The 18,579-nt window shown below is 27.7% G+C and carries 20 protein-coding genes; 9 read left to right on the forward strand and 11 right to left on the reverse strand.

Features of this window, described 5'->3' with window-relative positions; all coding sequences use genetic code 11:
• Nucleotide 1: 1 nt before the first annotated feature.
• Nucleotides 2–1,480 carry a family 1 glycosylhydrolase gene (locus I4V16_RS15450; RefSeq protein ID WP_049179736.1) on the reverse strand — a complete coding sequence of 493 codons (1,479 nt, stop codon included), beginning with the start codon at nt 1,478–1,480 and terminating at the stop codon, nt 2–4.
• A gap of 310 nt (nt 1,481–1,790) precedes the next feature.
• On the opposite strand from I4V16_RS15450, the gene I4V16_RS15455 reads away from it, so the two are divergent.
• The gene (locus I4V16_RS15455; protein ID WP_049179734.1) at nt 1,791–2,663 is read left to right on the forward strand and encodes a diacylglycerol kinase family protein; all 873 of its coding nucleotides are present in this window, start codon (nt 1,791–1,793) and stop codon (nt 2,661–2,663) included.
• Between the two features lie 145 nt (nt 2,664–2,808).
• On the opposite strand, the gene I4V16_RS15460 is transcribed toward I4V16_RS15455, so the two are convergent.
• The 6 genes from I4V16_RS15460 to I4V16_RS15485 all read right to left on the reverse strand — a co-directional run bounded on the left by I4V16_RS15460 (nt 2,809) and on the right by I4V16_RS15485 (nt 6,884).
• Nucleotides 2,809–2,949, reverse strand: coding sequence for a hypothetical protein (locus I4V16_RS15460; RefSeq protein WP_153246654.1), 141 nt, complete (start codon nt 2,947–2,949; stop codon nt 2,809–2,811).
• Nucleotides 2,950–3,171: 222 nt separating this feature from the next.
• The gene (locus I4V16_RS15465) at nt 3,172–3,567 is read right to left on the reverse strand and encodes a hypothetical protein (protein WP_099314314.1); all 396 of its coding nucleotides are present in this window, start codon (nt 3,565–3,567) and stop codon (nt 3,172–3,174) included.
• A 10-nt stretch (nt 3,568–3,577) separates the two neighbouring features.
• On the reverse strand, nt 3,578–4,264 hold the full coding sequence (locus tag I4V16_RS15470; RefSeq protein WP_099314315.1) for an ABC transporter permease: 687 nt from the start codon (nt 4,262–4,264) through the stop codon (nt 3,578–3,580).
• Nucleotides 4,265–5,173 carry an ABC transporter ATP-binding protein gene (locus tag I4V16_RS15475; protein WP_099314316.1) on the reverse strand — a complete coding sequence of 303 codons (909 nt, stop codon included), beginning with the start codon at nt 5,171–5,173 and terminating at the stop codon, nt 4,265–4,267.
• A gap of 80 nt (nt 5,174–5,253) precedes the next feature.
• The gene (locus tag I4V16_RS15480) at nt 5,254–6,189 is read right to left on the reverse strand and encodes a HAMP domain-containing sensor histidine kinase (protein WP_111937153.1); all 936 of its coding nucleotides are present in this window, start codon (nt 6,187–6,189) and stop codon (nt 5,254–5,256) included.
• Entirely contained in the window at nt 6,189–6,884 is a 696-nt protein-coding gene (locus tag I4V16_RS15485) for a response regulator transcription factor (protein ID WP_049179726.1), read from the reverse strand. Before I4V16_RS15485 ends, I4V16_RS15480 begins: the two co-directional genes overlap by 1 nt.
• Before the next feature lie 353 nt (nt 6,885–7,237).
• Here I4V16_RS15485 and I4V16_RS15490 point away from each other — a divergent pair, with 353 nt between their 5' ends.
• Both I4V16_RS15490 and I4V16_RS15495 read left to right on the forward strand, forming a co-directional pair.
• Entirely contained in the window at nt 7,238–7,555 is a 318-nt protein-coding gene (locus I4V16_RS15490; RefSeq protein ID WP_111937152.1) for a hypothetical protein, read from the forward strand.
• Complete coding sequence (locus tag I4V16_RS15495; RefSeq protein ID WP_111937151.1) at nt 7,555–7,797, forward strand: hypothetical protein; 243 nt, start codon at nt 7,555–7,557, stop codon at nt 7,795–7,797. The genes I4V16_RS15490 and I4V16_RS15495 overlap by 1 nt, the downstream gene beginning before the upstream one ends.
• A gap of 66 nt (nt 7,798–7,863) precedes the next feature.
• Here the strand turns inward: I4V16_RS15495 and I4V16_RS15500 are convergent, their stop codons facing one another.
• Both I4V16_RS15500 and I4V16_RS15505 read right to left on the reverse strand, forming a co-directional pair.
• Complete coding sequence (locus I4V16_RS15500; protein ID WP_099314319.1) at nt 7,864–8,319, reverse strand: hypothetical protein; 456 nt, start codon at nt 8,317–8,319, stop codon at nt 7,864–7,866.
• A 274-nt stretch (nt 8,320–8,593) separates the two neighbouring features.
• Nucleotides 8,594–9,244 carry an N-acetyltransferase gene (locus I4V16_RS15505; protein ID WP_111937150.1) on the reverse strand — a complete coding sequence of 217 codons (651 nt, stop codon included), beginning with the start codon at nt 9,242–9,244 and terminating at the stop codon, nt 8,594–8,596.
• 315 nt (nt 9,245–9,559) lie between these two features.
• On the opposite strand from I4V16_RS15505, the gene I4V16_RS15510 reads away from it, so the two are divergent.
• The 3 genes from I4V16_RS15510 to I4V16_RS15520 all read left to right on the forward strand — a co-directional run bounded on the left by I4V16_RS15510 (nt 9,560) and on the right by I4V16_RS15520 (nt 11,663).
• On the forward strand, nt 9,560–10,102 hold the full coding sequence (locus I4V16_RS15510; RefSeq protein ID WP_111937149.1) for a YcxB family protein: 543 nt from the start codon (nt 9,560–9,562) through the stop codon (nt 10,100–10,102).
• Nucleotides 10,103–10,208: 106 nt separating this feature from the next.
• On the forward strand, nt 10,209–10,988 hold the full coding sequence (locus I4V16_RS15515) for a histidinol-phosphatase (RefSeq protein WP_111937148.1): 780 nt from the start codon (nt 10,209–10,211) through the stop codon (nt 10,986–10,988).
• Between the two features lie 153 nt (nt 10,989–11,141).
• On the forward strand, nt 11,142–11,663 hold the full coding sequence (locus tag I4V16_RS15520; protein ID WP_111937147.1) for a hypothetical protein: 522 nt from the start codon (nt 11,142–11,144) through the stop codon (nt 11,661–11,663).
• Nucleotides 11,664–11,744: 81 nt separating this feature from the next.
• Here the strand turns inward: I4V16_RS15520 and I4V16_RS15525 are convergent, their stop codons facing one another.
• Complete coding sequence (locus tag I4V16_RS15525) at nt 11,745–13,598, reverse strand: glycoside hydrolase family 13 protein (protein WP_242979702.1); 1,854 nt, start codon at nt 13,596–13,598, stop codon at nt 11,745–11,747.
• The gene (locus I4V16_RS15530) at nt 13,588–14,922 is read right to left on the reverse strand and encodes an MATE family efflux transporter (protein ID WP_049179708.1); all 1,335 of its coding nucleotides are present in this window, start codon (nt 14,920–14,922) and stop codon (nt 13,588–13,590) included. Before I4V16_RS15530 ends, I4V16_RS15525 begins: the two co-directional genes overlap by 11 nt.
• Nucleotides 14,923–15,038: 116 nt before the next feature.
• Here I4V16_RS15530 and I4V16_RS15535 point away from each other — a divergent pair, with 116 nt between their 5' ends.
• From I4V16_RS15535 to I4V16_RS15545, 3 genes are all read left to right on the forward strand, one after another.
• On the forward strand, nt 15,039–15,707 hold the full coding sequence (locus tag I4V16_RS15535) for an AraC family transcriptional regulator (protein ID WP_049179706.1): 669 nt from the start codon (nt 15,039–15,041) through the stop codon (nt 15,705–15,707).
• A gap of 131 nt (nt 15,708–15,838) precedes the next feature.
• Nucleotides 15,839–17,395, forward strand: a complete 1,557-nt coding sequence (locus I4V16_RS15540) for an MBOAT family O-acyltransferase (protein WP_049179704.1) — start codon at nt 15,839–15,841, stop codon at nt 17,393–17,395.
• Between the two features lie 10 nt (nt 17,396–17,405).
• Complete coding sequence (locus I4V16_RS15545) at nt 17,406–18,518, forward strand: hypothetical protein (RefSeq protein ID WP_111937146.1); 1,113 nt, start codon at nt 17,406–17,408, stop codon at nt 18,516–18,518.
• Nucleotides 18,519–18,579 lie beyond the last annotated feature (61 nt).

Consider the following 18,579-nt stretch of genomic DNA (forward strand, 5'->3'; position numbering starts at 1 on the left):
TCTAATCTAAATCTGTTCCATTAGATGCGATTACTTTCTTATACCAGTTAAAGGACTTCTTTTCCTTTCTGCTGTAATCACCAGTACCATCATCATATTTATCAACATAAATAAAACCATAACGCTTTGCCATTTCTCCAGTTGATGCACTAACTAAATCTATACATCCCCATGGTGTATATCCCATTAAATCAACTCCATCAATGTTTATAGCATCATCCATAGCCTTTATATGTTTTCTTAAATAATCTATTCTATAATCATCGTTTATACTTCCATCTTCTTCAACCTTATCAAATGCACCAAGTCCATTTTCTACTATAAATAATGGAATTTGATACCTATCATATAGATAATTTAAAGCAACTCTCATTCCTGTTGGATCTATTGCCCATCCCCAATCAGACTCTTCTAAATAAGGATTCTTAAGACCACCCATTAAGTTACCAGATGATTTTTTAGTTCCATCCTCTGGGTTAGCTGATACAGTTAAGGACATATAATAACTAAAGGCTAAGTAGTCAACCTTTCCTTCCTTTAATATTTCCTTATCTCCATCTTCCATTTTTATATTTATACCTTCTCTTTCAAACTCTTTTAGCTTATAAGAAGGATAATATCCTCTACATTGAACATCTGTGTAGAAATAGTTACTACTTGATTTTTGCCAAGCTAATAAAACATCATCTGGATTACAGCTATATGGATAATTTAACATATATGCAAGCATACAGCCTATTTTAAATTCAGGATTAATTTTATGTCCAAGAATTACGGCTTTTGCACTTGCAACAAATTGATGGTGAGCAGCTTGCATAGTAGTTTGCTTATCTCTAGCAATAACACCACCTGCCATATAACTTCCAAGTTCTATACAGTTTATTTCATTAAATGTCATCCAATACTTAACCTTATCTTTATATCTATTAAAAATAGTTTCACAGTATCTTACATAACAATCTACAGTTCTTCTATCTGCCCATGAATTCCACTTCTTAGTTAATCCAAGTGGTGTTTCATAGTGAGATATTGTTACCACAGGTTCTATTCCATATTTTAATAATTCATCAAATACATCATCATAGAATTTTAGTCCCTCTTCATTTGGTGTTTCTTCATATCCAAGTGGGAATATTCTTGACCATGCTATTGATAATCTAAAACATTTAAATCCCATCTTTGCAAATAAAGCTATATCTTCTTTATAATTACTATAGAAATCTATTCCATCATGATTTGGATATAACTTATCATCAAGACAACAAAGTTCTGCACCTTCTGGAATATCTTTTATGTTAAACATAGGCACTCCGCCTGTTGTTCCATCTTGTAATTTATAAGTTACTAATCTAGGTAATGTATGTGTTCCATTTGTAATAACATCATCAGTAGATAATCCTTTACCACCTTTGTTCCATCCACCTTCAAATTGGTTTGCTGCTGTAGCTCCCCCCCATAAAAAGTCTTTTGAAAAAGCCATAATATCTCCTCCTTTTATTTTATATTTTTAGTCTATCACTAAAAGGTAGAAATTTTACCGTCAAAAAATGACGTGTACTTTTTATATTGGAGAATTACAGTATTCACATCTTCCTACACTACCCTTAACTATATTTCTAGCACCACAACACTTACAAATATTGAATTTATTCTATAACTATCTTTATACATATTCATTCTATCATGCCCTTTTTCAATATAATCACTTAATCTTTCTTCTATTGTATATATACTACATAACCAATAATGATATACTTAATATATACAGCTTTTTTAATAAGGGGGACTTTATGACACATGTATTTATTGTAAATCCATTTGCTGGTGGAGGAAAAAGTTTAAAAATACTAAATAAAATAAAAGAAGTATGCAATAAAGAAAATATAGACTACATTGTAAGGTTTACCAAAGCTCCTAATGATGCCACAAAAATAGCAAGAGAATATGAAAACTTAGGAGGTATAATCTATAGTGTTGGTGGAGATGGTACTATGAATGAAGTATTAAATGGTATTGTTGGCTCTAAGAATCTTTTTGGGATTCTTCCAGCTGGTAGTGGAAATGATTTTCATAGAGTACTTATGGCTATGGATGAGATTTCTCCAACTATTGATATAGGAAAAATTAATGATAGATATTTTATAAATATAGCTTGTATTGGAATTGATGCTGATGTTGCTAACAATGTAACCTTAATGAAAAAGACTAAAATTCCACCATCTCAAATTTATAACATTAGTATTCTTTATACTTTCTTTAAGTATAAATATAAGAATCTTGAGTTTAACTTAAATAACTCTCAAATAAAGGACAAGTTCACCTTGCTAGCCATATGTAATGGAAAATATTATGGTGGAGGTTACAAGATTGCCCCAAATGCAGAACTTAGTGATGGTCTTTTTGATATTTATTTTGCTAAAAAAATATCAAAATTAAGAATTCCTAGTCTTTTCTTAAAACTAATTAAAGGTAGCCATGAAAAATCACCAATTATACATAAAGGAAAAAGTGATTCATTAATAATAAAAACTAATGAAGATATTGTATGTAATGTTGATGGAGAACAATTAATAGATAGAAAATTTAATGTTCAAATTATACAAAATGCAATAACACTTTACAATAATAAGGAACTTACAGAACAATTTTTACAGGTAAATTAAAAATGTAGAATAGATACTTACTTTTCTCGTTCCGTCGCAGGCTCCAAGTCACAGAAAAATAAATATCTATTCCCTTTGTACTAAAGGTAAAAAAGATAGAGAAATTGCTTTGCAATTTCTCTATCTTTAAACCTTATTACCCTAATTAATATCCTAAAGTATCCTCATATTCTCTTAATATAGTAGCTTGATCCTTTAACCCTTCATCTGCTACTCCTTGACTTTGTAGCTCTTCCTTTACTTCACCATTTAATACTTGTTCATTTAACTTTTCATTTTTCTTCATATTATGTCCCTCCCATATTTATGATAACGTTTTCTCTTGCCCTCAACTTAATTTTATCATCATTTTAAAAACCTAGCAACAAGAGAATTTTTTTCTTAATTATTTATTAATAGGATTAACCAATGAAGAAAAAATTATTAATTATTATTACTTAACTAAATGAAAAAATACTAGCCACATCAGTTTGAGATAAAGGGATAATTAAATATAATTTGATAACTCTTAAGGTGTTATTTTTTCAAAAGTATTAGAATCAACCTTATATCTAGAGTAAAGTGTAGCATTATCCATAGGACCTATAATTTTATCATTACATATAACCCAATAGTTTGTTTTAGTGCCATCTCTAGGTGTTTGTTTTAAATAGATATTATATCCACTTATTTTATATGAATTAATATATTCAGAAATAACTACTTCTGAAGTTTCCTTTGTAATTACTTTATATTCTTTTGCAGAGGTATTAGTTAGTACATAATAAGAATTTAGTGTAATTGACTTGTCAAAGTTAGCTACTCTATTCAGAGTAACTGATATCATATATTTAACCGCTAAAAATCCTAATATAAAAATGAAGCTTATTATGAAAAATAAGTATTTTCTATTAAAGTGTTTCATATTTATCCTCCTATATATCTATCTCATTAAGATTTTTAGCAACATATATGTAAGATAAAATTCCTATGATAAATACAATAATTGGAAAAATAGTATTTAAAGTGCTTCTTGTTCCAAGCCTATCAGCATAACTTTTTCCAGATACTAAAAGAATAACTAATACAGTTAACAATGTGGACTTGCTCTTATATAATATAAATGTAGCTAAAAGCACAAAGCCTATAGCTGATATTATCCCCATAAAGCAAATAATTGGCCTGCTTATAATATAATTGTATCCTAAGCCTACATAAAAACTAAACACCTTATTACTTACTAAGAATAAAATTAGTTGCAATCCTAAGGTAAATATTATACTTAAAACAACAAAAGCTATAACAGTACAAACCTTAGCTAATAATATTCTTCCTCTAGCTTGAGGATATAAAAATAGAGTTTTTACTGTGCCATCATTAAATTCATCCCCTACTAAGTTACCCACTAGTATTGCACCATAAACAGAAAATATAACTACTGTTACCTGTACAATTTGTTCTATATGATAATAGATCACATTTTCCTGGGAAACATCCTTAAAACCAACTAATATAGCAGTAATTGTTGATGCAATAAATATAGCAATATTGGCTAAAACCACTCCAAAAATATCACTCTTCATTTTGTTCTTCTTAAATTCTATCTTCATTAAATTAAACATTTAAATCCCCCTTACCTTCCTTATGAAATATTCCTCTAGGGAGATTTGAACCATATTAAAGGATAATACCTCTACATCACTTTTTACCAAAGTACTTAATATCTTTTTTCTTTCCTCTAAAGCTTCATAAACTCTAATAGTCCCCTTATTTATAAGCTTCATATTTCTTATATTTAATTCTTTTTCCAAAATAGCTAAAGCCTTTGAAGAATCCTCAACTTCAATTTCAATATAAACTGAACACTTTTCCTTTATCTCTTCTAGTAATCCATCTTCAACTATTTCTCCATTCTTTAAAAACATTACCTTATTTACTAGTGTTTCAAGTTCATTAATAGCATGACTTGATATTATTATTGTAGTATTAAACTCTCTATTAAGTTTTAATAAAATCTCTCTTAGTTCAACTATTGCAATAGGATCTAGTCCGTTGGTTGGCTCATCTAAGATTAAAAGCTCTGGTTCTGTGATAAGTGCATAAGCAATAGCTAATCTTTGTTTTTCTCCAAAGGATAATTCTTTAATTTTCCTATCTTTCTTATTATGAAGACCTACCCTTCTTAATACATTTTCTAACTTTTCCTCATCATAAAACCCTAAGTATTCACAATGTACCTTAAAGTTTTCATAAAGAGTTAACTTTTTATAAAATACAGGCTCATCTATTAAAGCTCCAATATTTCTTAAATAATCATAACTATCTTTCTTAATCTCTTTTCCTAGCACTTGTATATTTCCACTTGTTGGCTTTAGCAAATTAACTATAAGCTTTAAAAGAGTGGTTTTACCTGCTCCATTTTCTCCAATTAAACCATAGATATCTCCTGCTTCTATATTAAAAGAAACACCCTTTAATACAGCTTTATTTTTAAATTCCTTTGTAACATTATTAAAAGAAACCCTATCCACAAAACTTCCTCCTTCCTATGGTTTAATTCTAAAATTAACTTTTAACTATTTTATCTCTTATTTCTTACATAGTTCTTAAGTTAAACAGTGAAGTTCTTAAGAGCAACCCTAAATACAGTTTCCTTCCCCTCTTCACTTTCCACTTCTATAGCCCCTTCCATATTTTCAACTAGCTTTTTACTTATAGCAAGACCTAGTCCACTTCCTGAAGCTTCTTTATTTCTTGATGACTCTCCTATATAGCTTCTTTCAAACACTTTCTTCTGCTCTTCCTTTGAAATACCTTTCCCCCTATCAATTACTTCTATAAATGTATTTTCTTCATCATTAATTATGTTGAAACCTAAATACTTACCACTTCCCCCATACTTGTATGCATTGTTGATAAGATTATTAATTACTCTCTCAATCCCTTCTTTATTTCCTAAAACATATGTTGGCTCCTCTGGCATATTAATATTAACCTGAAATTCTTCATTGGATAAAATATCATAATAAGATAATATAATTTCCCTGGAAATCTCTCTTAAATCAATTTTTTCAAGGTCTATTTTCTTATCTCCACTTTCAAGTTTTGCAAGAGTAAAAAATTTATTTACTAATTCTAATACCTCCTTAGAACGAGTATTTATCTTATTTAAAATCTCATTTCTTTCAACTTCTGAAATAGTAGAATCCTTAATTAAAATTTCTATATACCCCATAATTACTGTTAAAGGAGTCTTTAAATCATGAGATACATTAGAAAGCATATTATTTATAGTAGTTTCCTTATTTATTCTTAAGGTCTTTTCCCTCCTATTAAAGTTGATTAAATCATTTATACCAACTAGTAACTTTCTTAGTTCTAATTTATCAGTAGGAAGCAATAAAGTTTTACACATCTCTTCTTCATTGAACTTATTTAGCTCATCTGAAATAAACTTAATATCCTTTGTTATTCTTCTTAACCTATATTTATCATAAGTGATTATAAATAGAAGAATTATTATTACTACCCACAAAACTAAGTTCATTACTCTTTCCTCTCATACTTGTACCCTATTCCCCATAGAGTTTTTATATATTTAGGTTTTGATGGATCTCTCTCTACCTTTTCCCTTAATCTTCTTATATGGACATTTATTATATTGTCATCTCCCATAAAATCATCTTCCCATACTTGTCTATAAATCTGTTCCTTGGTAAAAACTATATTAGGATTAGTTAAGAAAAGCTTAAATATTTCAAACTCCTTATTTGTTAACTTTAAATCCTCATCCCCTCTTTTTACTGAATAATTATTTATATCTATTGTTAAATCATCTACTTTGATTACCTTATTTTGCTTTACTTCTTCATTAGAATACTCAGTAGCTCTTCTTATTGCAGCCTTAACCCTTGCAGATAACTCAACCATTGAAAAAGGCTTAGCTACATAATCATCAGCACCAAAACCTAGCCCTAAAGCCTTATCTATTTCTCCATCCTTTGCTGATAAAATAATTGCTGGCACATTACTCTTTTCTCTTATTCTTTTTATAAGCTCAATACCATCCATCTTTGGCATCATTATATCTAAGATAACTAAGGAATAATCCCTCTGCCTAAATTGAAATAGCCCCTCTTCACCATTAAAAGCAGTATCAACTATATATCCTTCCTTAGTTAAATAATTCTTTACCATTAAAGAAATCTCTTTTTCATCTTCAACTAACAAAATTCTCTTCACAAAATTCACCCCTTCTTTATATATTTTACCAAAAAATGTAGCAATTTCATATTTAAAGTCAAATTAGGGATATAACTAATTCAAAAAAGGTGGGGTATATTTATTTTGATTGTTCCGTCACATAGTCTATAGATGTTTATTTTTCGCGTTCCATCGCAAGCTCCAAGTCACAGAAATAAAACCGTTAGAATCTTTGACTTCCCAAAAATTCCATTTTTCTAAATTATATTTTTTAATTCTAAATTTTAAACTGTGACTATATAAATAATAAACAATTATGGTAAAATAGGTAAAAAGAGTAAAAAGTTTATTTGTTGAATACTTTTATTAATTTTTTATTAAAGGAGGTTATAATGAGAGAATTCGAATCAATGGAAGATTTCCAAACGGAATGTTTAGGAGTTAATGAAAATCAAAAAGGTGCAGTCGCACGGCTTCTAACTGCTGCAACAATTTATAGAGTAATATCTATGATTAATGATGTCAGATATATACTTACTGGTGTTGATGCTAAAGTATGGATCAGAGAAAATGTAGTTGTTCCATTTTATCAAGAAGCAAAAAATATGAAGCTTTATTCTGTAAGTGGTGGTATTAGTAATCCATACCAACCACATTCATATCAATATATACAATTTAATCAAACAAATTACTATTGGGTAGTTCAATAATGAACTTTAAAAAAATATGGGGGATTACAACATATTTCTTAGTACTATTAGCAATTATACAAACATTTTATTCAGCATTTTTAGGAAATACAATGTTTGTAGTTAAAGGTATAATTTATATATTATTTACTACATCATTATTAATTAATAATAAATTAACTAATAAAAATAAAATAGTTGAAATAATATTTTTGATATCTTGTATATTAATTATACTCTTCGATATTCCAAAATTATTTTAAGATAAAAAAGAACGTATAAAAATTAAAGCTATTATCTCGTGTTTATAACGAAATAATAGCTTTTTTTTATTTAATCCAACTTAATGCAAATACAATACTTAAAACTTCTTCAAGGTTTGATTGGTCAACAACATCTACTAAATAATTTTTTTCTGATTCTTGATTTTCTACATCAATTGTTGCTAATACTTGATTGTTTTTAGATATTTTAAAACTTATTCCATTCCAATCCCCAATTATTGAAATGTCATTTCCAGTAATCTCGTAAACTTCTCTTAGTTCTTTTATATCTTTTTTTATAGTAATCTTATCGTTGTTTAATGATATAACAATTTTAGGTGAATTAACCAATCCAAAGTTACTTCTACTTCTTTCTATATTCCCTACCTTTTCCTGCTGTGCATTGATGATAGAATAACACTCTCTTGTTGGTAATGCTTTTGATTTCTCAAAGCTAAGAATTTCTTTACCACTTTCGTCTTTTACCACTGAGTCTTTGAACCCTTTAAAATTAACTTTCATTGTTTAAAACCTCCTTTACTTTATTCTAATAATATCATATTATGGAATTAATAGGATGATGAAGAGTGTGAAAACTTTATAAATTACTTGAGAAAAAGACTGGTTTAAAAATAAATTTATCATATCCTAATAAACTCACTTATATATAGTCATTGAAATAAATAATTATAATAAGCTTTTCTAAAGATACTTTTAACATAGTTAAAGAGCCAATGATAATAAATCATTGGCTTTTTGTATTCATTAAAATTGCTTTTAGTGAAATATATTTTCATTATTCTAAATATGGTACCATCATTGCACAAACTTCCTCAAAACGTTTCTGAGTTGGTGTTCCTTTCACTGCCTCTTTAAATGGAAATAATTTATCAAATTCAGCAACTGCTTTCTCATCAACACCATATATACTATTTTCTATATATCTACCCTTTGCTTCTGATAAAGCATTTTCATATAATTCACATACCTGAAGTGCAGCTGCATACATATTATCCCCTGTTCGTATTCCTAAACTTTCAGCAGGAACAAATCCCATTTTTCCATAAAATTTTGGATCTCCACATAATAATATAGCTGAAAAACCTAATGTTTTTGCAATCTCTCTTGTATAATCTATCAGTTGTCTCCCTATCCCCTGTTTCTGATATTCAGGCAATACAGAAATAGGTCCAAGACTCAACACATCATATTCTTTACCATTATCTCCACTAATAACAGATTTTAGATAAACAACGTTACCAACTATTTTATTATCAACAACTGCTACAACATCAAGTTCCGGAATAAAAGAATCATCATCACGCATAATATGAATTAAATAATGTTCACTACAAGCAGGAGAATAGTAATTCCAAAATGCTTCTCTTGTAACATTTTCTGTTTCATAATAATCTTTTGATTCCTCTTGTCTTAATTCTATATTCATTATATACCTCCATATAAATTTAATACGAACTAATTATAACAGTTACATATTATATAGTCATTTCCTTTCTACCTTTTAGTTAATATGCACCCTAAAGAAATAATCAGACAAAGAGTTTTTAGAATTATATATGGATTCTAATAATGATATTTATATAAAATTAAATATTATATGACTGTAATATGAGTAATTTAAGTAACCTATGGAATTACATTATGATATAGTTGGATTTCCATATGATTTTACTTTGACAGCTTAACGCACCAATATGGTATAATAAGGAAATAGGATATTTATTAAAAAGGAGATGTTTATATGGAAATAGTAAGTCAGTTAGACAAAGATTCAATAATAAAATTTTTTAGTGATAATATTATAGAAACACAACTTTTTAAAAAGGGTAAAAGAACATATATAATATATTCAACTTGTATTATTATTTTGGCATATTTAGCAGTCGATTTTACATTTTTGCGTATTATTCTTATAATTATATATATTTTATTAAATTTATTTTTTAAAGATATTGCAAAATTAGTTTTTAGAAAGGATTTTAATAAAATTTACAGTAAATCAGAGTATAAATATATGTTTGACAAGAGAACTATTGCAGTGGAAGATGAAAAAATTACAATAAAAGATTCTATAGAGGAAAGAATTATTGAATATGAATCAATTAAGAATATTCATGTTCTTCATGAATATATATTTATAATATTAAAAAATAATAAATATATTATTATTCCAGTATGTGATATTGAATTAATAATTACTAAAAGTGAATTTGTTAAATTATTAGAAGAAAAGGTGGGAATAACGGCTTTATATACTTATCCAGATAAATTAGCATATAAATAGTATACCTTCTAAGTTTCTCAGCTTCTCTTATTCCCTATGCTACCCTTTTATTACGTCCTCCTTTGTATTACAATTATAATAGTATAAAACTACTAAGGAGGATTTTATGAAGAACAAAGTGAACTTTCACACACATACTTATAGATGTAAACATGCAGTTGGAAATGAAGAAGATTATGTAATTGAAGCTATAAATCAAAACCTTACCACCCTAGGTATGAGTGACCATGGACCATATCCTGATGATAGACTAGGTTTTAGAATGGAATATAAAGAACTTCCTGAATATATTTCTACAGTAGAAAACCTAAAAGAAAAATATAAAGACAAAATCAAATTATATTGTGGTCTAGAAATTGAATATGACCCAAATTCTTATGATTACTATACATACTTACTAAATGAATTACATCTAGATTACTTAGCTCTAGGACAACATGTATTTACTCATAAGGGGAATTTTTGTAACTCATTTGAATTAACTAGTACTGATGAATACATATCTTATGCTAATAGCATCGTTGAGGCATTTAGCACAGGATTCTTTAAATTTCTTTGCCATCCTGACTTAATATTTCTAAATGACTTTCCTTGGGATGATAATTGTGAAAAGGCTTGTGATATTATAGTTGAAGGTGCAAAGAAATATAACATGATCCTTGAGATTAACGGAAATGGTGTAAGACGTGGAATAAATGAATTCTGCGACGGGAAAAGATATCATTATCCTCATGAAAACTTTTGGAAAAAAGTTAGTAAAAATAATTTAAGAGTAATTATAAATTCTGACTGCCATAATCCTAAAGACTTATGGGATGAAAATATGGATAAAGCATACGAATTTGCAAATAAGTTAGATTTAAATATTGTGTATGATATATTCTAAGTTTATATAAATAAAAAGGAGCTACTTTTAATAGCTCCTTTTCATTTATTTGAACTTCCCACCCCTTACTTTATATTATAAAATAATACTCATATACATTAATTTCAAATATATGGTATAATATAGTAAATAATTGAATTAGGGGGAAATCAATTGGATATTATAAATAATATTGTAGAATACATAGATTATTACTTAATCATTTTATTTCTCTATGCTATTGGACTGGTGGTATCATACTTCAGATCAGCCACTCATTATATTAAAAAGCATAAAACAGATCCTATCTATAAAGTTAAACTTAATTCTAATTTAACTACTTATTTCACAGTATCATTAACAATTATCACCTTAATTATTCTTATTAAAACTTCTATAGCTACTATTCTTTTTTTAATAATCATTTTAGATGGTATAAACGAAATTATTGAATACTATGTTAATAAATATCTATATTTCTTTGATAATGGTCTATTTATGCATGGTAAGTTCATTGAGTATTCATCAATAACAAAAGTTAAAATATTAGATACCAAAAGAAAAACATTATTTAAATTACAAATAGAATTTAATGATACTACACTATCAGAAAACATTAATTACTTATATAAGGATGAAGTAGCTAATTATCTTTCAAGAAATTTACCTGAGGTATTTAATTGCTTAAATACATAATGAAAAGACTAGAAAATGTTTTGTATTCATTTTCTAGTCTTTTTTATTTGTAAATAACATTATTTAAGAATTTATATTTAATTATAATAGTACTTTAAATTCATATCCCTTTAATTTTATAGACTCCTTAAGTTCTATATTCTCTTCATTAAATACATCAAATGCTTTTCTATTTTTTAGTTCATCCATGAAAGGTATAACTATTTCCTCCTTTGAATTATTAATTATTACTGTTATATCTTCCTTTTTATATATCAAAACAGAACTATTTTTTTCTGTCATAATCCACTTATTTTCTAGTGCTTTAAGCTGTGGATTTACTTTTCTCATATTTATTAATTTCTTAGTAAAATCTAACATATCCCTGTCTTGCTTTTCTTTATCCCAAACCATGCATCTTCTATGAAACTCTTGCCCATTACCTTGATTACCCTCCATGCCTATTTCTGTACCATAATAAATACAAGGAGAGCCAGCTTGAGTAAACATAAATAATAATGCTAACCTTACCTTCTCTTTACTACCTTTAGCTAATGTAAGAATTCTAGGAGTATCATGGCTATCTAAAAGATTAAACATCACTTCATTTACCTGCTTTGGATAGCTTACATTTACTTTATTAATCATGTATTTAAACTCTTCTCCATTAGCACAATTATAGCAAAAGAAGTCTTTAATCCCATCTCCTAATGGATAGTTCATAACTCCATTAAATTGATCTCCCATAAGCCAAGGTAAAGAATCATGCCATATCTCTCCTACTATATAACTGTTAGGATTTACTGCTAATACTCTTTCCTTAAACTTTCTCCAAAACACATGATCAATTTCATTGCTTACATCTAATCTCCAACCATCAATATTCATTTCACCAGACCAGTACTCCCCAACCTTTAGTAAGTACTCAACAACCTCTGGATTTTCTGTATTTAATTTTGGCATTTTAGGTGTCCTTCCAAAGGTTTCATAATTTAGGTTTCTACCATCTAATTTTTCTAGTGGCCTATCTACTGCTGGGAACTTATTTATATGAAACCAATCCTTAAATTTAGATTTTTCACCATTTTTAATTACATCCTGCCATTGTGGTGAAAAATATCCCATATGGTTAAACACACCATCTAATAATATTTTCATATTTCTTTTATGCAACTCATCAACTAGCTCTTTGAAAGTTTCTTTATCTCCTAATGCTGGATCAATTTCAAAATAATCTATTGTTTCATATCTATGATTAGATGTTGCTTTAAAAATAGGACATAGATATAATCCTGTAATTCCCAAGTCCTCTAAATAATCTAGCTTCTCTATTATTCCTCTTAAGTCCCCTCCCATGAAGTTTTTACCTGTTGGCTCTGTTCCCCAAGGCTTCACTCCTTCAGGATTTATAGATGGATCTCCATTATTAAACCTATCAGGAAATATTTGATACCAAATCATATCTTTTGCCCATTCTGGTGCTTTAGGAACATCTATATTATTCAAATAAGGGAAACAAAAGAAATCAGAGACTTTGCTTAATATATAGATATCATCATTTTTTCCTAATTCATATATCTTCTTTTCAGTAAAAAGGATTTTTTCCTCTTTCCCTTCTAATATAAATGCATATCTTGACCTCTTTTTTTTTGGCTTATATTCTCCTATCCAATAATCAAAATACTCTGTTTCAACCTCTTTTTTCATAGGAAGAGTTTCAGCTTTCCATCCTGTACCTCCAGCACCCAAGTTACCACCATCTGCTCCCCCAACTTCCCATATATAAGGATCTCCAATTCTTAAATAAGCTTTTTTCACTTCTCCTTTTTTTGTCCTAATCCTTAAATGTAAGGTTTCACTATCATATCCATAAGAATAATTACTCTTTGGAAGATGAAAAATTCCTTCTCTTGTTATTCTGCCACACATTTTATCCTCTCCTTTTCTATCTAACAAATGATTTATCTTCCCACTTTCTTGATTTCCATCTTAATGCCACTAAAACTCCTCTTATGATTTCATCTAATGCAAATCCTATCCATACTCCAATTAACCCAAGTCCTAGCCCTATACCTAAAACATAAGAAATTCCAACAGCAAAAGTCCACATTGAAAATATGGCTATATATACAGGAAACTTCACGTCTCCAGTTGCTCTTAAACCATTAATACCTATAAGATTAGTTGTTCTTCCAAACTCAAGAAATATATTTACAAATAAAACCTGACTTCCCAGGACTAATATCTCTTCATTAGTTGTAAATATTGCTAATATATACTTTCCAACTATAGCAAGTAAAATGCTCATACTAATTGTTACAATTAAAGATCTAGTAACACAGTATTTAAATAAGTTAAATGCTTTATCTTTTTCACCTTCACCAATAAGCCTTCCTATTAAAATACTTCCACCTTGGGCAACCCCTTGTGCAAAAAGATAGGCTAAAAAAGCAATATTTCCAACATAAGTTTTTGTAGCCATACTGGCTATACCTATGGTATTTATTATGCTTGTTATAACTAATTGACTTAAGTTATATGAAAGTTGTTCTCCTAATGTTGGAAGTCCTATTGAAACTATATTTTTCAAATGATTAACAGGAAATATTTTAAATAAATCCAATTTAAACTTATTCATAACCACCTTATAAACTCTATATCCTAAAAAAATACAAGCTACAACCTTACTTAATGTAGTTGATATAGCTGCACCTGCAATCCCTAGCTGTGGAAATCCAAAATTACCAAATATCAATATATAATTACCTATTACATTTACTACATTCATTAATATAGTTATCTTCATACAGGTTTTTGTAAGTCCATATGCTCTTAATATTGCTGTAAATGTCATCATTATTGCTGCAACAAAACTTGCTCCACCAACAATACCCATATAAGTATTACCCATAGAAATTAATTCACTTGGAGTGTTTAATAATTTAAACATAAACTCCCCACCAAGAATTATTACTATACTTAAAACGATACCAAGAACTCCATTTACTCCTATTGACAAGCCACAAATTTCAACTATATTTTTTTCATCCTTATTAGAGCCAAAATATTGAGTTAATAAAATGGTTGTCCCAGATGTAATTACTACAAACATAAGGTTTACCATCCATATTATTTGGTTAGATACTCCAACTATTGCTACTGCCTCATCTGAATATTTACCAAGCATAAATATATCAATACTCCCTAATAAATACATAAGTATAAGCTCTATCATTATTGGCCAAGTTATTGAAAGAAGCTTGCTTTTTATCTCTTTCATATAAATACCTCTCAAATTATTAAATTCACTTGAATTATAGCACCATACAACTTTATAACTTTTATATTTTTTAGATTTTTTGTATAATTTTTATATAATATATTAGGAGTGATGATATGGATAAGTTTATTGGAGATGATGATTTCTTTTATACTGACTTCTTTATTTTGATAAAGACAAATAACTTTCCTCAAATTTTAGAGAGATTAAAAAAGAAACATGAATATGAAAATTCAATAGATAAGGATATCTTAGAAAAAAAACATGACCTTATTATTTGGAATGCTTTTTTATCAAAAGAAGTAATTAAAGATAGGATAATTAAAACAACTCTTCACGATATTTATAATAAATTTTATTTGGAAATACTAAAATGTACTTCACTAAAAGATTTGCAGGAGCTAGAAATAGATTTATTTAAACAATATATTACTAGAATTATATCTAATATGGAGGTTACAAATAGCTTAACTGTTAATCGTTCCTTAAGATATATACACATGCACATAGAAAACTATTTTTCACTAAACAAAATGGCTAAGGAACTTAATATTTCCTCTTCATATATTAGTACATTATTCAAAAAAACTATGGGTATATCCATTAATGAATATGTACATGAAGTTAAGATAAATAGAGCTAAAATTCTCTTAAAAACCACCTCTAAAACTATGATTGAAATAGCTCAACAGCTTGGATATTCAGATTCAAGTCATTTTTCTAAGAAATTTAAAGAAAAGGCAGGGCTATCACCTATATCCTATAGAAATAATAATGGTTTTTAAGTTTCTATTGGTATTTCCCCTACACATATTACAAATAGTAAAATATTTTCTTAAGTTTTCCTTATTTTGTTAAAAATATTGATAAAATAAGATATAATATTTCATGACATTATATATATGGAGGATAAATTATGAGCTTTAACTCTTATGAATTTTTAATTTTCTTTTTACCAGTATCCTTAATTGGATATTATGGTTTACATAAGTTAAATAATAAGAAATCTCTTGTATTTTGGTTATGTCTAGCTTCCCTTTTCTTTTATGGAGCTAATAACCCAAAGGTTATTCTTATATTTTTCTTATCTATAATAACTAATTATATATTTACCAAAGTAATTTTATCTAAAAATAATACAAGCCTCACCAAAAGCTTTTTAATTTTAGGAATTACTTTAAACATATTATTTTTATGTTTCTTTAAATACTTTAACTTTAAAAATATTGTATTCCCACTTGGGATAAGCTTTATTACATTCCAACAAATATCATTGCTTTATGATAGCTATAAAGGAAATGTTAATGATTTTTCATTTTTAAATTATCTATTTTACATAACATTTTTCCCTAAGGTTATTTCAGGTCCTTTAGTTAACTATAATTCATTAACTGAAGAGCTAGATAAAAGCAGTAAAAGTGAAGTAAATTATGCTAGTATTTCTAAAGGAATATTCCTATTTTCCATTGGATTATTTAAAAAGGTAATTATTGCAGATACAATTGCACTAATAGTTACTAATGGATTTGATCTAAGTTCAAATTTAAATTTTCTTGAGGGGTGGATTACAGCATTAAGCTATACTCTTCAAATATATTTTGACTTTAGTGGATATAGTGATATGGCAATAGGAATAGCTGCACTGTTCAATATAAATTTACCAATGAACTTTAATACTCCTTACAAATCTAGGTCTATAAAGGAATTTTGGCAACGTTGGCATATGACTTTAGGTACTTTCTTTACTAGATATCTTTATATTCCTTTAGGAGGAAACAGAAAAGGACAAGCACGAACATACTTAAACTTATTTATTATCTTCTTTATAAGTGGAATATGGCATGGTACAGGCTGGGGATTTATTATATGGGGTATCTTACATGGAATTGCACGTGTAATTAATCAAATATTTATAGATAAAAAAATAAATGTAAATAAATATTTATCTATATTTATTACATTTAACTTTGTAAATATTGCTTGGGTATTTTTTAGAGCAACTGATTTAAAGTCTGCATTTAAAGTTTTAAAAGCAATGTTTGACTTCTCATTTATCCCAGAAATACTTCCTTTATTTATGGATAACTTTAAGGTTATAACTACAATATTAATAATTGCAGTTCTTCTAGTTACCTTAAGTAAGATAAATAAACTTAATAAGATTAACAATAAATTGATAATAAAAATATCCCTTTCCATATTAATTATATTATTTGGAGCAGATTTCTTTATAAATGGAAACTTTAATTTCTTAAAAGATGCTCTAGCAAACTTAGACTTTGGTTCTGATTTTGTTATGGCTCTAAAAGTAGCAATTATAGGTTTTATACTTATATGTGTAGACTTTAAAAATATTATTTCAACTGAAGACTTTAATCCTACTTTTGTAAATTTAGTACTAACTTCATTACTTACTTTCATTTCAACATTAAACTTTGATAAAGTTAGTGACTTTATTTATAAGAGCTTTTAGGAGGTGCAAAATGAATAAGCATAAAAAATGGTGTATAGGTTTTTTAGGTATAATGCTAGTAAGCTTATTTACAATGGGATTTACAATATACTCTATAGACCCTTATCAAATATATAACTTTAACAATCCATCAAAAGAATTTATGGAATCCAGATCTTTATATATTCAAAGATATCTAGCTGCTGGATTTGCAAAGAACTTGGATTATGAAACTATTTTAGTTGGAAGCTCTATGAGTGAAAACATGACTGTTAACAAAATGGATGAAGCTTTTGGAACAAAATCAGCTAAGCTTTCTATCTCTGGAGGAACCCCTTATGAGATAAAAAATGTGTTAAAAAAAGCAATCTCTACTGGAAAAGTAAAAAATGCAATAGTTTGTGTTGATGGTTATATGTATAAGAACGAAATAGATTTTCATAGGACTCCATACCCTGAATACTTATATGATAACAATCCTTTTAATGACTTAAGATATCTTTTAAATCTTGTTATTTTTAAGGATGCAGTACAGTTATATACTAATAATAAATCAACTCCTGAAGGGTTTGATATAAATAATCTTTATTTAGATAATCCTAATACAATCTATTCTTATGACAGAGTTTTAGATGGTTATGAGGTTCTAATTTATTCTGATATAAGAGATAATACTTTAGAAAATGATTTTAAGAGAATGTTAAGCTTCCCTGAGGACAATGAAAACTATATCCTTATGCAAAAAAACTTTGAAGCTAACCTTCTTTCAATAATAAAGGATAATCCTGATGTAAACTTTAAATTATACTACCCACCAAATTCAATCCTATATTGGAACAGAACAGTTGGTGGTGATCAGCACCTAAGATTATTAAGATTTAAGCAATATATGTATGAAACCCTTAGAGAATACCCTAATGTTGAAATATATGATTTCCAAGATGTAAAGCAAATAACTTTTAACCTTGAATATTACAAAGATAGTTCTCACTACTCAAAGGAAGTATGTGACAAACTAATTGAAAGAATGGCAACAAAGACTGATTTGCTTACAGATGATAACTATCTTCAAAAGATTGAAAATCTATCAAATCAATTGCAAAATGCTACATTAAAAGAAATAAGAGAATACTCTAAAAGGTAACTAAAGGTAAAAAAGAGAAATCCCATAGCGATTTCTCTTTTTAATCTTCTAAATAAAATTC

It is taken from the genome of Clostridium sp. 1001283B150210_160208_E6 (genome assembly GCF_015669365.1).
GTDB classification, from domain to species: Bacteria; Bacillota; Clostridia; order Clostridiales; family Clostridiaceae; genus Clostridium; species Clostridium paraputrificum.

What these genes read in the sequence shown, in the direction of transcription:
- I4V16_RS15450 (WP_049179736.1), bottom strand. Translation starts at nt 1,480, where the DNA reads ATGGCTTTTTCAAAAGACTTTTTATGGGGGGGAGCTACAGCAGCAAAC.
- I4V16_RS15455 (WP_049179734.1), top strand. Translation starts at nt 1,791, where the DNA reads ATGACACATGTATTTATTGTAAATCCATTTGCTGGTGGAGGAAAAAGT.
- I4V16_RS15460 (WP_153246654.1), bottom strand. Translation starts at nt 2,949, where the DNA reads ATGAAGAAAAATGAAAAGTTAAATGAACAAGTATTAAATGGTGAAGTA.
- I4V16_RS15465 (WP_099314314.1), bottom strand. Translation starts at nt 3,567, where the DNA reads ATGAAACACTTTAATAGAAAATACTTATTTTTCATAATAAGCTTCATT.
- I4V16_RS15470 (WP_099314315.1), bottom strand. Translation starts at nt 4,264, where the DNA reads ATGTTTAATTTAATGAAGATAGAATTTAAGAAGAACAAAATGAAGAGT.
- I4V16_RS15480 (WP_111937153.1), bottom strand. Translation starts at nt 6,189, where the DNA reads ATGAACTTAGTTTTGTGGGTAGTAATAATAATTCTTCTATTTATAATC.
- I4V16_RS15490 (WP_111937152.1), top strand. Translation starts at nt 7,238, where the DNA reads ATGAGAGAATTCGAATCAATGGAAGATTTCCAAACGGAATGTTTAGGA.
- I4V16_RS15495 (WP_111937151.1), top strand. Translation starts at nt 7,555, where the DNA reads ATGAACTTTAAAAAAATATGGGGGATTACAACATATTTCTTAGTACTA.
- I4V16_RS15500 (WP_099314319.1), bottom strand. Translation starts at nt 8,319, where the DNA reads ATGAAAGTTAATTTTAAAGGGTTCAAAGACTCAGTGGTAAAAGACGAA.
- I4V16_RS15505 (WP_111937150.1), bottom strand. Translation starts at nt 9,244, where the DNA reads ATGAATATAGAATTAAGACAAGAGGAATCAAAAGATTATTATGAAACA.
- I4V16_RS15510 (WP_111937149.1), top strand. Translation starts at nt 9,560, where the DNA reads ATGGAAATAGTAAGTCAGTTAGACAAAGATTCAATAATAAAATTTTTT.
- I4V16_RS15515 (WP_111937148.1), top strand. Translation starts at nt 10,209, where the DNA reads ATGAAGAACAAAGTGAACTTTCACACACATACTTATAGATGTAAACAT.
- I4V16_RS15530 (WP_049179708.1), bottom strand. Translation starts at nt 14,922, where the DNA reads ATGAAAGAGATAAAAAGCAAGCTTCTTTCAATAACTTGGCCAATAATG.
- I4V16_RS15535 (WP_049179706.1), top strand. Translation starts at nt 15,039, where the DNA reads ATGGATAAGTTTATTGGAGATGATGATTTCTTTTATACTGACTTCTTT.
- I4V16_RS15540 (WP_049179704.1), top strand. Translation starts at nt 15,839, where the DNA reads ATGAGCTTTAACTCTTATGAATTTTTAATTTTCTTTTTACCAGTATCC.
- I4V16_RS15545 (WP_111937146.1), top strand. Translation starts at nt 17,406, where the DNA reads ATGAATAAGCATAAAAAATGGTGTATAGGTTTTTTAGGTATAATGCTA.